General features: G+C 31.2%; 11 protein-coding genes. 6 read left to right on the top strand and 5 right to left on the bottom strand.

Going from position 1 to position 15,142, the window contains the following annotated elements:
- The first annotated feature begins 83 nt into the window (after window positions 1-83).
- The 3 genes from IPK88_11125 (at window position 84) to IPK88_11135 (ending at window position 6,572) form a co-directional block, all read left to right on the top strand.
- A complete protein-coding gene (locus IPK88_11125; GenBank protein MBK8243967.1) occupies window positions 84-1,568 on the top strand; it encodes a T9SS type A sorting domain-containing protein in 1,485 nt (494 codons plus the stop codon).
- 138 nt (window positions 1,569-1,706) lie between these two features.
- Entirely contained in the window at window positions 1,707-2,462 is a 756-nt protein-coding gene (locus tag IPK88_11130) for a hypothetical protein (GenBank protein ID MBK8243968.1), read from the top strand.
- 402 nt (window positions 2,463-2,864) lie between these two features.
- Window positions 2,865-6,572: a gliding motility-associated C-terminal domain-containing protein gene (locus IPK88_11135; GenBank protein MBK8243969.1), complete on the top strand. Its 3,708-nt coding sequence runs from the start codon at window positions 2,865-2,867 to the stop codon at window positions 6,570-6,572.
- A gap of 971 nt (window positions 6,573-7,543) precedes the next feature.
- Here IPK88_11135 and nadC read toward each other — a convergent pair.
- Both nadC and IPK88_11145 read right to left on the bottom strand, forming a co-directional pair.
- Window positions 7,544-8,392, bottom strand: a complete 849-nt coding sequence (nadC, locus tag IPK88_11140) for a carboxylating nicotinate-nucleotide diphosphorylase (GenBank protein ID MBK8243970.1) — start codon at window positions 8,390-8,392, stop codon at window positions 7,544-7,546.
- Window positions 8,393-8,401: 9 nt separating this feature from the next.
- Window positions 8,402-9,112, bottom strand: a complete 711-nt coding sequence (locus IPK88_11145; GenBank protein MBK8243971.1) for an outer membrane beta-barrel protein — start codon at window positions 9,110-9,112, stop codon at window positions 8,402-8,404.
- 60 nt (window positions 9,113-9,172) lie between these two features.
- Between IPK88_11145 and IPK88_11150 the strand changes: the two genes are divergently transcribed.
- Window positions 9,173-10,216 carry a hypothetical protein gene (locus IPK88_11150; GenBank protein ID MBK8243972.1) on the top strand — a complete coding sequence of 348 codons (1,044 nt, stop codon included), beginning with the start codon at window positions 9,173-9,175 and terminating at the stop codon, window positions 10,214-10,216.
- Window positions 10,217-10,432: 216 nt separating this feature from the next.
- Here the strand turns inward: IPK88_11150 and IPK88_11155 are convergent, their stop codons facing one another.
- Window positions 10,433-11,380 (bottom strand): hypothetical protein, encoded by a 948-nt coding sequence (locus tag IPK88_11155; protein ID MBK8243973.1) that lies wholly within the window; start codon window positions 11,378-11,380, stop codon window positions 10,433-10,435.
- A gap of 7 nt (window positions 11,381-11,387) precedes the next feature.
- Window positions 11,388-11,873, bottom strand: a complete 486-nt coding sequence (locus IPK88_11160) for a hypothetical protein (GenBank protein ID MBK8243974.1) — start codon at window positions 11,871-11,873, stop codon at window positions 11,388-11,390.
- Between the two features lie 308 nt (window positions 11,874-12,181).
- On the opposite strand from IPK88_11160, the gene IPK88_11165 reads away from it, so the two are divergent.
- On the top strand, window positions 12,182-12,751 hold the full coding sequence (locus IPK88_11165) for a CvpA family protein (protein MBK8243975.1): 570 nt from the start codon (window positions 12,182-12,184) through the stop codon (window positions 12,749-12,751).
- A 7-nt stretch (window positions 12,752-12,758) separates the two neighbouring features.
- Here IPK88_11165 and IPK88_11170 read toward each other — a convergent pair whose 3' ends face one another.
- Window positions 12,759-13,658 carry a hypothetical protein gene (locus IPK88_11170; GenBank protein MBK8243976.1) on the bottom strand — a complete coding sequence of 300 codons (900 nt, stop codon included), beginning with the start codon at window positions 13,656-13,658 and terminating at the stop codon, window positions 12,759-12,761.
- Window positions 13,659-13,764: 106 nt separating this feature from the next.
- On the opposite strand from IPK88_11170, the gene IPK88_11175 reads away from it, so the two are divergent.
- Window positions 13,765-15,087, top strand: a complete 1,323-nt coding sequence (locus IPK88_11175; protein ID MBK8243977.1) for a deoxyribodipyrimidine photo-lyase — start codon at window positions 13,765-13,767, stop codon at window positions 15,085-15,087.
- The last annotated feature ends 55 nt before the right edge of the window (window positions 15,088-15,142 follow it).

Raw genomic sequence — 15,142 nt, forward strand, 5'->3', positions numbered from 1 at the left:
ACTTACACCTTCATTATGGAGTTTACTCAATACTTCATACTAATAATTTAGACAATTCAAGAATTTGGAAAAATGGACAAAATATGGTATTTTTAAAACTCAGTAAATTTTATTTAGGGCTTTGTATATTGAGTCTTATACTTACTAATAGTCCAATATCTTCACAAAACAAATATGATAATAATTGGATAATAGGATATGGGGCTAATGATGTTCATACTTTATTTAATTTTAATAACGATAGCTTGTCTATATCAACAATTATTTCTGATATGGACATGGATCAAAATATTGCAATTAGTACAGAATCAGGAAAATTAATATTTTATTCAAATGGTTGTAAAATTTATGACAATAATAATAAACTACTTATTAATGGTAGGGATTTAGTACCAAATTCCAGGCTTTGTGAGAACGAGTCCAGTTTTAACATAGCACAGAGCTCATTAATTATTCCTATTACAGACACAAAATATTACCTAATTAATCCTGATTTTAAGATTTTAATTTCGCCAGAAGATACTGCAATTGGAGCTTCAACCATATTTTATCATTCAGTTGAATTTGATTCTATAAATAGTAATGGTAAAATTACTTCTAAAACAAATATCGTAATTGAAGGCAGATTCACAGCGCTAGGTAATGCAATGGTAAAACATGCAAATGGAAAGGATTGGTGGCTCTTATTTCCATGTATTGATTCAAATTGTATAAATATTGTTCTCTTTTCTGAGAATACATTTACAAATTATGGAAAGCATTGTTTTGATTTGCCATATTCATTGAGTGCAGGGCTTGGTGCTACTAAGTTTAGTCAAAATGGAAATAAATTTGCTATTAGTAATGTTATTTCTGGTTTAACCCTTTTTGATTTTCAAAGATGCACTGGTAAATTGACTTTCAAAGATCATATTAAATTACACAGTGAAAGTTTGACTTCATCCGAATGTGAGTTTTCCCCTAACTCTAAATACTTATATTTGTTTAATCAGAGTAAATGTTGGCAGTTAGATATTACAACTCCAAAATTAGAAGACTCAATTGAACTAGTTGCAGAATGGGATGGAGCAATTAAAAATACAAGATTCCATGGTGGTCAAATTGGACCAGATGGGAAAATTTATGTGTCTTCTCCAGGAACATCAACCTATTACCATGTTATTGAATCACCTAATTTAAAAGGGACATTATGTAATTTTCATCAACGAGTTATACTTCTACCAACCTACAATTTTTGGTATTTACCAAGCTATCCAAATTATAATTTAGGAGTTGATACCACATTATGCGATACATTAATTAATTCCATATCTAATTTAGATAAGACAGATGAAATGATTATTTCCCCCAATCCAACTTCTGAAAATATAGTATTTGAAATGAAAAATGAAATGCAAAATATTGTCATCGAAATTTATAATTTATTTGGAAAAAGACTTATCACTAAAAAACTAAATTGGCCACAAGATATTATTAATATTAATGATTATCCTGATGGCATTTATTTTATTAGTTTAATCAATAATGGAAATAAATACTTCTCAAAAAAAATAATTAAAGTACATTAATATAATAAATTAAATATTTCTTATTTAAAAACCACAAATACTATTGAAAATAAAAATGTTAACGATTGATAATAATATTTTTAATTATGGTGTAAACGGTGTCCGTAAGTCTAAGTTAGATTAAAGTGAGTCTTTATTATGATTAAATTAATAATTAAATTTATTGGATTAATAGTTATAAGTTTTTTGAATATTAGTTTCTCTGAATGTCAAGAATTATCAGTTGGCTATGGACTTATATATACAGCAACATATCAGTCTGTAAGAATGGTTGAAAGTAAATCTGATTTTATGAATTCTGATGCCATTTATTATTATACATATGAACATTATCTGAAAAATAGTAAATTTAGTTTGTCAGGAACATTTATTAAGTTTAAAGGAGAGACTAATATAAAATTTAGGGAGGGTAGTGTTCTTCATGGCGACAATTCTCTCATAGGAGTTGGGTTTTCGGGAGTAAATGTATCTCGATTTGACATTGGATTTAATTACAACGTAATGCCAAAAAGATTTATGTACTATTTTAAACCATTTGTAATTGTTGGTATACAAACTTCCAAAAAAACAGGAGTTGAAATTTATAGTGAAATTTTTCAAATAAATGGTCCAGAATATTTTGAACTAGAACCAGTTACATCAATATCCTATAACAAAACACATCTGGTTCCATCATTAGGATTTAGGACAGGAATTTTATTATTTCACAGAATCGATTTGTTTTTATACATCCAAGGAGCTTATGGGTTTAAATCCTATCAAAATCTATATTTTAAATATGCATTTAAAGGCGTTACACAAAAGACAGCTGTATTTGAATCTAGAGGGACAGGATTATTTTGTAATCTAGGAATCGGGTATCGTTTTGCCAAATTAATAAGGAATAGAAATTGATCGTGTTTTACATTAACCAATTTTATAATCGTTGGGAAAATCTCATGTTTGAATCAAGGAACAAAAATTTAGGCTGGAATGGTAAATAAGATGGAGTGTAAATGAATTCAGGAGTTTATGTGTATGTTTTGGAATATGAACTGCACATTATGGATAGGAAATTGAGAGGGGGGATATGACTTTGATTAGGTAATTAAAATATTGATTATGTATAATGTCATTGTACTAAAAAGTCTAATTGGTTTCCCGGCATTCATAGGTTCTAAATAAATTTTGTAATAAGGAAGATTAATGAAATCCACTTATTTCTGAGATTTTTTCATTTCTAAATTTAAGCATAGTTATAAAAGGAATATTTTTAATTAAAGCTTGTAGTCTTATCTTTGTTTAAAATACTTTAAATTGAAAATTAATTTTAGACTTAAAGTTATATTTGTAATATATGTATCATTGATTTGTGTTCTACAAATTCAAGTTGAAAACTGCTTTGCACAGGTATTGAATTCACCTAATTTTGTTAAAGATTCATGTCCTACAGGTAAGGAGCACAATATCTGGTTCTTAGGTTCAAATGGATTTGACTTTAATAATGGAAAACCTGAAGTAATTAAAGGATTTGGAATTAATAGCAAGGTATCAGATCAAGCATATGCATCTATTTGCGATAGAAATGGAGAGCTACTTTTATACTGTGATCATATTAATTTATATAATAAATTTCACCAGAAAATAATTAATCCGGGACCAGCATTTGGAATATGGGGTGCTGTCCACAATATTGTAATGGTACCTTCTCCTGGAAATGATAGTATAATATATGTAATCAGTCCAGAAGGTTCACAGAATTCAAGAGATGATATTCGGAGTTTATGGATGAGTGTTGTTGATCTAAACGCTAATTCTGGCAAAGGGAAGATTATTCAAAATGCAATAAAACTTCTAAACGGTTCTTCTTCAAGTGTATGTGCCACAAGGCATTGTAATGGCAAAGATTGGTGGATAATTGGCCAAGAAGTAGAAGAATTTGGAGAAGATTTTTATGCATGGTTGTTAACTGATAAGGGTATTGATTTATCAAATCCTGTTATTAGTAAGACTATTTATAGTTTCCCACCAAATCTTAAAGTAACCTTGAATTCAAAGCAAGGGCAATTGAAAATATCTCCAGATGGAAGGTTTCTTTGTGAACCCACATATGTTCCTTCAACAGGATTGGAAAGCCTAGAACTATATCATTTTAATTCCTCAACAGGTGAAATTACAAATGGCTTGGTAATAATTAATGCTTTTAGGCCAAATTTATACTGTAATCAAATTACTCAAGATGATGTTTTATATTCAGAATTCAGCCCTGATGCTTCTAAATTATACTATGGTTCCATTTATGTTAAGCAATTAGACCTAAATGGATTAAATGCCAACAATTTATGTGACAAAACTACTATCCTACTTGATCAATGGATAAGACCTCAAGGGATTACTGACGCTTTTGGATCAGCAGCTTTAGGTCCAGATGGAAAAATTTATCTTGGACGATGGGGTGGTGATACGAGTCTAAGTATAATTCATAATCCCAATGAACTAGGTATAAATTGCAACTTTCAGATTAAAGGAATTAGTCGTGAGTGTATTGGGGGATTTGGAACACCTTATATTCCAGGAAGATCAATGTGGCCGAATAAATTATTCATAAGAGGTCCCAAAAAGATTTGCCCAGATTCTACGGTGGAATTTACAATTAGTGACCCTTGTGATCATAACCCGACACAATGGAGTATCCTCGATAATGGGCCTGTTATCACTAGTATACGAAATGATAGCATAAATGTACAATTCTACAAACCTGGAAAATACAGAATTAGGGCAGCTTATGAGACAGATTGCGCTCTTAAAACAGATACTTTTACAATTGATGTCAAGAAATGCGAATGTAATTCTTTTATTCAATGGTTAGAATATGATAGTTTAGTTTGTGAAGGAGGAAACGCCAAATTTATATTTAATACAAATTCTTCAAATGTATTGATTAATAATATTGAAGTTTTTAGTAATCTTATCGAATTAGATTCTCTTGTGAAAGACACATGTTTTCAAATTAATTTTAAGTATCCGAGTTATTGTGATACAATAATAGATATATGCATTAAAGTTCAAAATAAAAACAACCCAGTTCACAATTATCAATTATGTATGGGAGATTCTATATTGCTAAATGGATTTTGGATTAGAAATGATACTACATATGATACTTATTATAAAAATATCAATCAATGCGATTCAATAATTAAAACTAAAATTAATTTCAAAGTGATTGATACGACTAGAATTGAACTTCATTTTTGCAAAGGAGACACCACGATTATTGGAGGAAAAAAAATTAGTGATGCACAAAAGCTAATAGAATCATATAAGTCTTCTTCAAATTGCATTGATTCAATAATAGAATACAATATTGTATTCGAAAATAGAGCCTTATTAACTAAGCATATAATACAATTATGCCATGGAGATTCTGTATTATATAATAATAAGTTGTACAAAGAAGATTCTATTTTTATAGATACAATTAGAACGAATCGAATTTGTGATTCATTGATAGAAGTATCAATTAATGTAAAACCGAAATTGCCAACTCAAGATATTTTTTATACATTATGTGATGGTGATTCAATTGAGATAGTAAGGCCAAGTGAAATAATCAACATCAAAGATAATTCAGATATAAAAGATAACTGGCAATCTATTAATGGATGTGACTCAATCATATTTTATCATATTTCAAAGTTGCCAAAATATGAAACCATAGAAAAAATATTTAAATGTAAAGATGATTCAATATTCTATAGTGGTAATTTTTATTCAAGCCCAATTATAATTAGTAAAAAATATCAATCTAATACATTGTGTGATTCATTTCATAGAGTTGAAATACTAAATTATCCAGAATCAAATCCAACCGAAGAATTCTTGTCCAGTTGCTTTAATGATTCAATTCAATTTAAAGGAAAGTGGTTTAAATCAGATACCGTTATTTTATCATTACAGAATAATCAAAATGGTTGCGATTCCGCTCACACGGTAAATATTCATTTTGTAAGTGAAATAAAACCAAGAATTTTAAATTATAAAATTTGCCTTGGAGATTCAATCAATATTGACGGACATTGGTATAAAGATACCATTCAATTAAATAGAACTTATATAAACTCAAATGGATGTGATTCTATTGTAAGTATTAACATCATTAATTATCCTGTCTCACCAGCTACCCACACTATACATAAAATCTGTAATGGGGATTCTATACAAATAGATAATATCTGGTATCATGACTCGAGTACCTTAATAACTCAATTCAATAATCAATATGGATGTGATTCATTCCATATGACAGAAGTACAACTCTATCCTATTCCTGAACCCACAGTTATTACATTCTATTTCTGTATAGGAGACTCAGTCCAGATTGAGCAATTATGGTATACTACAGCAAGCGAATTCACTGTCCATAAATCGAGTATACAATCCTGTGATTCAGTAATCCAATATAGAGTTATTCCATACGAAGATTTATATGTAGATCTTGATGATACCTTAGAATTAATTCGGGGAGGCACACATACATTAAGCGGTTTACATGCCATGAATGTGACTAGATTCAGATGGTTCCCGACAGAATATTTATCTTGCACTGATTGTCCGAATCCAAAAATAAAGGCTATTCAAGATGGAACTTATTATCTTGAAGTAAGTGATGCTAATGGATGTACAGCAATAGATTCTATATTTATTCATGTTAAGAATCAAAGATCTGAAATATTTATTCCAAATATATTCTCACCGAATGCAGATTCCAAAAATGACACTTGGAATATAACATTCTCAGATTCCAAAAGTAAAATAATTTCTTTACAAGTGTTCGAAAGATGGGGTCAGCAAGTCTACTCTTGTGACTCCTATCCGAATGGAATGGGATCGAATTGTAATGGCTGGGATGGGATGGTCAATAACCGACTATGTCTGCCTAACGTATATATTTATTTAATTAATTGGGAGAATGCAGCAGGGCAAAGATTCCTAATTAATGGGGATGTTACTTTGTTAAGGTAAGATATTTACCATGACTTACCACAACACTAACTGAACCTTATATACTTCACCCAGTTCGGTTTAGGAAGACATATTTTGCATTGCAATATATTCAACTACTGGCTTAGGTAATTGGGTCCAAATGATTACAGGAGTTAATGTGTATGTAATGGAATACGAACTGCACAATACTGATAGTAAAGTAAAAGGAGGAGATGTGACATTAATTCGTTAATCAGAGTATTATTTAAAATTTACTAGGAAATAAGAATTATTTTATCGATATTTGTAATTATCACTGCTTGCCAATTCTTGTGATATGTCCAGCAATAAGAGGGCAGGAATTTATTGATAAGGTTATTTATTATTTCTAATGTTATCTTATCTTGAATTGAGACAACATTGAGACTGAATTGAGTCTGCAATAGGATAAATGAACTTATTAGCACACTTTGGGTATGCTTTGCCATACTCGCTCCTCACACCAGCATCTAATGCAAATCGTAAACAATATCCGTGTTAAGCCTATCAAAATAACCCATGTTTCACGAAAGGCCCTAAGTGCGCAAGGATACAATTTCACCTTGGTATTTATTTTTTTAGACATTTTATGAACGATCATATTATGATTTTTTGAGCATCATCGTTCAAGAAGCCTGTAAACAAAGTCATATTAAAGCTTTTTGCTATGGCATCGTTTTTGAATAAGTAATAGTATACCGAAACAAGAAAAACAAAGACCGTAATTATTAGTCTGTCTGAATCGCTTAATAACAATGATGAACATGATTCATTTTATGGAGTAAAAAGATTATTCCATTAAAATGAATAAAATTAGGCTATTTTATTTTTTTATAAATCAAATTCTGAGAAAGTATGAAGACAGACCAAACCCCAGCGGTTTTTTACAAAGATTCACGATTTTGGCTAGTAATGGTTTTTACCATGGTTTTGATTGTTTTCCTGATCGCTACCTACCCGGCTTAAATCTATTATCGATGTATCTTCAAGCTTAAATCGAGGCTTCCGGCACTATGTGTGAGTGCACCAACAGAGATAAAGTCTACTCCAGTGAGTGCAATTTGTCTTAAAGTTTCTAGGTTGACTCCACCGGAAGCTTCGGTTTCAAAGCGTTTTTTAGTCATTAAAATGGCTTCTTTTAGCAATGGTATTTCAAAATTATCAAACATGATACGATTGATTTTACCAATATTCAATACCTCTTCAAGTTCAACAAGATTTTTCACTTCTATGGTGATTTCATAGGCTTTGCGATTGGTTTCTTCCTGATGTTTCAAGACCGCTTTTATTGATTTAGAAATACTTCCACAAGCTTCAATATGATTGTCTTTAATCATATATCGATCATATAATCCGTTTCTATAATTATAACATCCGCCAATTCGAACTGCCCATTTTTCAATATATCTGTTTAAAGGTGTTGTTTTTCTGGTATCAAGTATTTTGGTTGATAGTCCCTGGAGTTCAGAAGCATATCTATAGCTTAAAGTTGATATACCACTCATTCTCTGCATGACATTGAGAACTAATCTTTCTGTTTTTAAAAGATCCCGTGTTTTACCTTCGATTTCAAATGCGATTTGGCCGTATTTTATTAAATCACCATCTTTTAAATAGGGTGTAAATACCATCGATGGATCAACTTGATGAAATACACTTTTTGCGAATGCTACACCTGAAAGGACTCCGTCATCCTTAATTAATAATTTAGCACGGCTACGGCTGGTATCACTTATGCATGCCTCGGATGTAATATCTCCTTGAGCTATATCCTCTTCAAGGCTATCTTGTATATATTTTTGTAAATTCCAGTTATTCATAAGATAAATTTAAAATAAAACACCAAATCGTAAATCCAAACTGTTCAAAATACCTTTTGAATTTTCTTTGGAGTTATCGAAGTAGCGTCCTGAATCATCGGTAATATCTGTTATACTCTGAAAAAATCTCACTCCAAAGATCAGATCAAGTTTTTCGGAAACACTGTATTCTGTACCTAAACCAAGAGCCCAGGATAAATTCAAAAATTGGATTTCTTTTTTTATTTGTTCTTTACTACTCTTAACATCAATGCCAGCTATAGACCCTTTTGCTTTAGTTCTGATACCTGTTGAGAACTCAGGCATTTGGGCATAAAATCTAAATTTACCAAATGAATTGGTTCTCATTTTAAAACCTATCGGAAATTCTAAATAGTTGATATTATAACCTAATTTAACACCATTAGGCAGTGAATCCGGTTTTGAAATACTTAGTTTTGATTCAGACCACAAATGGCCTCCCTGGTCAAATACCAAACTGCCTCCCTGACTTAAAGACAAGCCTAAGCCTATGGTAATACTGAAACGGTCATTCAATAGGTATTCTCCCTGAATATGTAACTTGTATCCTAAGTTTATTCCTTTCGAGCTAATTTTATTATTATCTGTGCCAATTCGGCCAAATGAAGGGCCTGTCAAAATACTCACTTTTAAGTTGTCAAACTGGCTGTATGCCAATAATGGTATGAGAATTAGTCCAAGGATTAATGTGTTTCTCATGATTAATAGTATTTAGAATTTCAAAAAAATAATCCAACTTTGCAGTTGTAAAAATACACCATGAGGTACTTCTATTTACTTTTTTTTATATTCCTGGGGTTCAATTGTTCCAATGACCGAGAAAAAGCTCCGGATGTGAGTAATATTTCAGTTCAACTTAATCTTCATCATTTTGCAGATGAATTATTTCAGCTTGATACTTTGCATTTAGAAACTGGATTGGATCAAATCAATAAACAATACCCAGAATGGGCTTCTCTTTATTTTAATCGAATCATGGGCATTGAAATGGATGTGGACTCTCTGAATTCGGTATATATAGAAACGGTGAAACAAATGCTACAGGATACATTTCTGAGAGATGTATATCAGAAATCCAAAACAGTATTTCCCGATTATAAGATTTTAGAAGAAGATCTCATCCAAACATGTAAGAATTTAAAATATTACTTTCCTAAAAGAGAGCAACCAGATTTCGTTACCTTAATTAGTGGTTATGCGGTAGGAAATTTTATATATCAGGAGAAAAATAAAAAAGATGTTTTAGGAATTGGACTTGACTTTTTTCTAGGTAATGAAGTCAATTATAAATTAGTAGATCCAAAAAATCCAGCATTTTCAGATTATTTGAATCGGACATTTAATAAGGAACATTTGTTAAAAAAAACCTGGCAAGTGTATGTTGAAGATATGTTGGGACCGGAGACAGGAAATCAATTTTTAGATTATATCATTTATAATGGAAAAAAACTTTTCATACTGTCAAAACTTATACCTCAAATTCAAGACTCTGTATTATTCGAATATCCGCAGCAAAGATTAAATTGGTGCAATGAAAATAAAGTTGGGATATGGACTTATTTTTTATCAGAACGATTGTTGTATTCTACTGAAAGTTTGAAGTTTAATAAATATATCAATCCAAGTCCTAATTCACCAGGAATGCCATCGGAAGCTCCGGGACAAACAGGAGCTTATATTGGATATTATATTATTAAAGAATTCATGAAACGTCATCCCCAATTGAGTTTGGAAGAATTAATTCAGATGTCTGATTCACAAAAGATATTGGAAGATTCCAAGTTTAAACCTAAAAATAATTAGCCCAGATTATGCATTAGGATTTCGTGATGAAAGATGAATGAACGAACTTTGATTACTATCAAAGTAATGAACGACAGTTCATTAAGTGAAAGAACATCGAAAGATGAATTGTTGGAATTACATAGTCATCCCTATGGTGACGGAGAAAAATCGAGGAAGTGATTGTATTTGAAGGTATTTTGACTTGGAATAGAAATTTTAATGCATAATCTGGGCTTAGTCTAATCTGATAACGACACCATTAGATCCGCATAGCCAAAAATGAGAACCATCCCAAAAGCTATCTAAATAATTACAATCAGGCAGACCATTTAATGTTATCCATGAAGTTCCGCCATTGTTTGTTCGCCATACGAGTCCATCTTCACCTCCAATGATGCCTTCCCATTTGTTTTTGAAACAAACAGTACGCAAAGGAAAATTTTTTACAAAAATGCTTTGTGACTTTCTTATTTTATTCCACGTATAACCCGCATCGTCAGATTTTAAAATGGTACCGGTTATTCCGATAATGTAGCCGATGGAATCAACAAAAGACAAATCACGAAAATGATCACCTGAATAATCCAAAGTATCCCAGTGTTCACCTGCATCTCTTGATCTTAAAATAATGCCATAACCTGCCGCAACCCAATTTAAACTATCAATGCATTGTATTGCATCCAATTCTTTATTGATCGTTAATATTTGTCGAGAAGTTAGAGATTTAGTATTTATTTTTTCAAGATAGCCGGTTCCGAATGATTCACCACCAGCTGCGATTATGAGCTCTGGATTATAAACATCCAAAGCTCTAAAAAATCTAAAGTTTCCTAATTTAGAAATGGTGGTTTGTTGTGTGGTAAATTGATAGCAATTGAATTCAATGCCGAGTCCAATTAAGAGTCCTAGTTGGTTTGATCCCAAACAAAAAATTTGTTTATCAAATAAAGAATCTTTTTTCCAGCTTAATCCGCCATCATTTGTTGACAATCTGATAGCTCGTGTCCATGTATTCCCTCCAACCGCAATGCCGTCCATTTGACTCCAAAAATAAATTCCACATAGTTCATCCTGTGTCGGAGTTTGGAAAGTTGTAAATGAAGCGTTTTCCTCTTTGGAGCAAGAAAAAATAAATAATAAAATACTGATTAGAAAGTAATTGATTTTAAGCAAATAAGTCATTTTTGGCTTATTTGTGAATTGGGAAGGTTGCCGTTGCATTTAACAAGCACTTGGAATTCAGATTTTCTTTCATCCGGTATGTTTTACAAAAACTTATGAAGAAAGCAGTTAGTGTATTGTATTCCATGTTTTTGGAATTGGGCTTAGGAAAATATACAATATGTTGAATACTTCCATCTGTATTAAAGAAAACGTTCATCCATAATTTAAGGCCATTTAAATCTATATTCATTTCTTTGGAATAATCTTCCATTGCTATCAGTATGGAAGTCCAAAGTGCAAAAGCTTTTTCATTATCATCATTGAACATACTAACCAACATCTTGTCATAGATATTGAGCAATGATTCATAAGGCTGTTCGTACTCACCAATTAAAAAAGATTTCGGTAATTTTGGTAAATCCTGATTTTTATTTGAAGTAATGTTTGATTGTCCAATTATAATATGGCTTATATGGCTCCATAAGAACACAATAAATAATAATTTTTTCAAGTTGGCCATAACGGTAACAAAACTATAGCTTTAACGGGAGAATCCAAAATAATAGGACGTTTTATAAGTTAAATATTATTGAATTTTAATATTTATTTCGAAAATGTTAGTTAAAGTGCAACAAATTATAAAGGATAAATTGAGTCTTTGCTAAATTTAATATCAATAAGTGAACGTTCAGGTAATTTGGTTTTCTAAAAAGATAGTGCTTTAGAAAATCATGAGAGGGTAAGGCCTTGGTCTTTTTTTATGTTTCTGAATGTTTTTTAAGCTAATTTTGCAAATCAAGATGAATAAAATTTTATAAAATGGTAATTGATATTGTCTGTGGTTTATTAGTTGGAACGAGTTTCTATTTGGGTTATGTTAAGGGAATCATTAAAAGTGTTTTTGGTATTTTATCTATAATTATAGCGCTCCTTGTAACATTAAAATTTTCATATCTGACGATTGATTTTCTGGAATTATTTCTAACATTAGATCCCAGAATCATTATTATTTTTGGATTTGTTATAACGTTTCTAATGATTCTGATTGGCATTAGAATGATTGGTAAAGGCTTAGAGAATATATTGGATACGGTACATTTAAATATTTTCAATAAAATCGCCGGTGGTCTTGCTTCTGCATGCATAACCATTATTGTGTATAGCTCACTCATATGGTTTCTTAATCAGGTTAGAGTTATAAGTTCTGAAGCTAAATCTGCATCCATTACTTATCCTTTTCTAGAGTCGGTTCCTTATCGCTCTAAAGTTGCCTTAGATAAAATAAAACCCTTCTTTAGTGAGTTCTGGCAAAAGACCCAAGAGGCCATGGATAAAGTGGATCAATCAGGAAAAAAAGAGGAATTAAAACCCGGAGAACAAAATAAATAAAATGAATTTATTGAGCTTTCTTTTTCATCAATTCGTCCAAAACTTGTTCATCGGATTTGCCTAAATTACTTTTTAATAATTCAGCATCCTTAGCAAAACTGTTATTAGGATATTTAGTTAAAAATTCAGTATAATACTTACTGGCATTTGCTGAATCTTTCAATGTTCCATCAAATAAAAATCCCTTCATGAATAAACTGATTGGTGCTCTTTCGTGAGTCGGATATTTATCGATAATCCAATCGTAAAGTGAGAAAGATTTCTCATAAGTTTTTAAGGTGTTTGAAGTTTCTGCAGCTTTAAAAATATATTCAGGGGTTTGAGCATCTTTAGGTAAAACCATGGCATACGCTTCACACGCATCAACATAGACCATTGCGTTTTTTTCATTAAAACCCGTAGTTGTATCCGCAAAAATGGACTTTCCAATTTCAAAAATATATTCTTCGGGGTTATTAATTTTTGGAAGTTTAGAACTTAGTTCAGCAATTTTTGGATCATTGGGATATGCTTTAACATAACAAAGTGCCATGATTTCTGCTGTTGTTTGTCGTTCTGTTTTAAATAATAATTGGATCATCTTAAATATATATTCTTTTATATTAGGATGATTTGGATTGTTTTTTACTAAATTATTGATAAATACGATCTCCTGATCCGGCTTATCCATTTTTGAACAAATATTGGAAGCCTTAATAAAAAGTTCACTTAGATCAGAACCCTTGGGAGCGCTCTGAATCATTTCTAAATATTTGTTAATTAGTTTATTAAAATTATCTTCATTTGGACTGGTATTAAAGCTGGTCTCTAATTCATTTAAAATAGGATCGTTCCCGCCTATTTTATTTTTACACGACCATTGGAATAGACAAAAAATACAAATGCAAGCGATGAATATACGAGTCATATATTTTATTTTTCACAAAATTAAACTATTTCATTCAAGCTCCTCAATAAATAATTAAATTAACATACTGTTTAAACATTGAATATAAAAATATTGTTAATTCGCGATGGAGTATGTAGTGTTTTGGTTTCGGAGGGACCTTAGATTAGAAGATAATGCAGGACTTTATCATGCACTTCAATCAGGTTTTCCAGTTATTCCAATTTTTATTTTTGATTCTAATATTTTGAATTCCCTGGAGTCAAAGGATGATCCTAGAGTTAGTTTTATCTATGAAACGATACTTGAATTAAAACTGCAATTAAGAACATTTGGAAGTGATTTATTGGTATATTGTGATACTCCTAAACATGCGTGGGAAAAATTACTTACAGATTATAGAGTTCGCAGTATTTTTTCAAATCGTGATTATGAACCTTATGCCATTCAGCGTGATTCAGAAATTAAACAGTTAGCATCTTCAAAACAAATTGATTTTTTTCAATACAAAGATCAGGTCATTTTTGAACAACATGAAGTTTGTAAAGATGATCAAACTTCGTACACTGTTTTTACGCCATACAAAAAGAAATGGTTACATAAATTAATGGAACATGATTATACAATAGATACTTCATTTTATTTTAAATCATATCCTGTTGAAAAAAAATTAGACTCTTTGTGGAAAACAGGTCCAATTGAATATTTTGAATTAAGTGACCTTGGGTTTGTTCCTTCATCAATACCAATACCCTCAAAAAAAATAATTCGACAACGAATTCGAGATTATACACAAAATCGTGATTTTCCATTTTTATTGGGAACATCACGTCTGGGAATTCATTTTCGTTTTGGCACAATTAGCATTCGTGAAAAAGCCCGATTAGCATCAGTTTTAAATGCAACTTTTCTAAGTGAATTGATTTGGCGGGATTTTTATTCGATGATACTTCAATCTTTTCCAAGAGTAGTTCATGAATCATTTAAACCGGCTTATGATCGAATTCAATGGAGAAATGATACATCTGAATTTACTGCCTGGTGTCAAGGAAGGACCGGGTTTCCAATGGTCGATGCTGGTATGCGGGAATTGAATGCTACAGGTTTTATGCATAATAGAGTTAGGATGGTGGTAGCGAGTTTTTTAGTAAAACATTTATTGATTGATTGGCGTTGGGGTGAAGCTTATTTTGAATCTAAATTATTGGATTATGATTTAGCGAGTAATAATGGCGGATGGCAGTGGGCTGCAGGATGCGGGACGGATGCTGCACCGTATTTCAGAATATTTAGTCCGGATGCTCAACAAAAGAAATTTGATCCGCAATTCAAGTACATTAAAAAATGGATCCCGGAATTTGGGACTCCCGAATATCCATTGCCTATTGTAGATCATAAAATGGCGAGAGCAAGATGTCTGGAGGTATTTAAAAAAGCACTTAACGAATAATAAAAAAGCCCTATTGAAATATATATTTCAATAGGGCTTAAGCTATTATTTTTTG

Origin of the sequence: Candidatus Defluviibacterium haderslevense, assembly GCA_016712225.1 — a bacterium.
In the GTDB taxonomy this organism is placed as follows: Bacteria; Bacteroidota; Bacteroidia; order Chitinophagales; family Saprospiraceae; genus Vicinibacter; species Vicinibacter haderslevensis.

Bases quoted from the DNA above. Each gene is read 5' to 3' on its own strand.
- IPK88_11130 (MBK8243968.1), top strand. From the start codon at position 1,707: ATGATTAAATTAATAATTAAATTTATTGGATTAATAGTTATAAGTTTT.
- IPK88_11145 (MBK8243971.1), bottom strand. From the start codon at position 9,112: ATGAGAAACACATTAATCCTTGGACTAATTCTCATACCATTATTGGCA.
- IPK88_11125 (MBK8243967.1), top strand. From the start codon at position 84: ATGGTATTTTTAAAACTCAGTAAATTTTATTTAGGGCTTTGTATATTG.
- IPK88_11175 (MBK8243977.1), top strand. From the start codon at position 13,765: ATGGAGTATGTAGTGTTTTGGTTTCGGAGGGACCTTAGATTAGAAGAT.
- IPK88_11150 (MBK8243972.1), top strand. From the start codon at position 9,173: ATGAGGTACTTCTATTTACTTTTTTTTATATTCCTGGGGTTCAATTGT.
- IPK88_11165 (MBK8243975.1), top strand. From the start codon at position 12,182: ATGGTAATTGATATTGTCTGTGGTTTATTAGTTGGAACGAGTTTCTAT.
- nadC (MBK8243970.1), bottom strand. From the start codon at position 8,392: ATGAATAACTGGAATTTACAAAAATATATACAAGATAGCCTTGAAGAG.
- IPK88_11155 (MBK8243973.1), bottom strand. From the start codon at position 11,380: ATGACTTATTTGCTTAAAATCAATTACTTTCTAATCAGTATTTTATTA.
- IPK88_11170 (MBK8243976.1), bottom strand. From the start codon at position 13,658: ATGACTCGTATATTCATCGCTTGCATTTGTATTTTTTGTCTATTCCAA.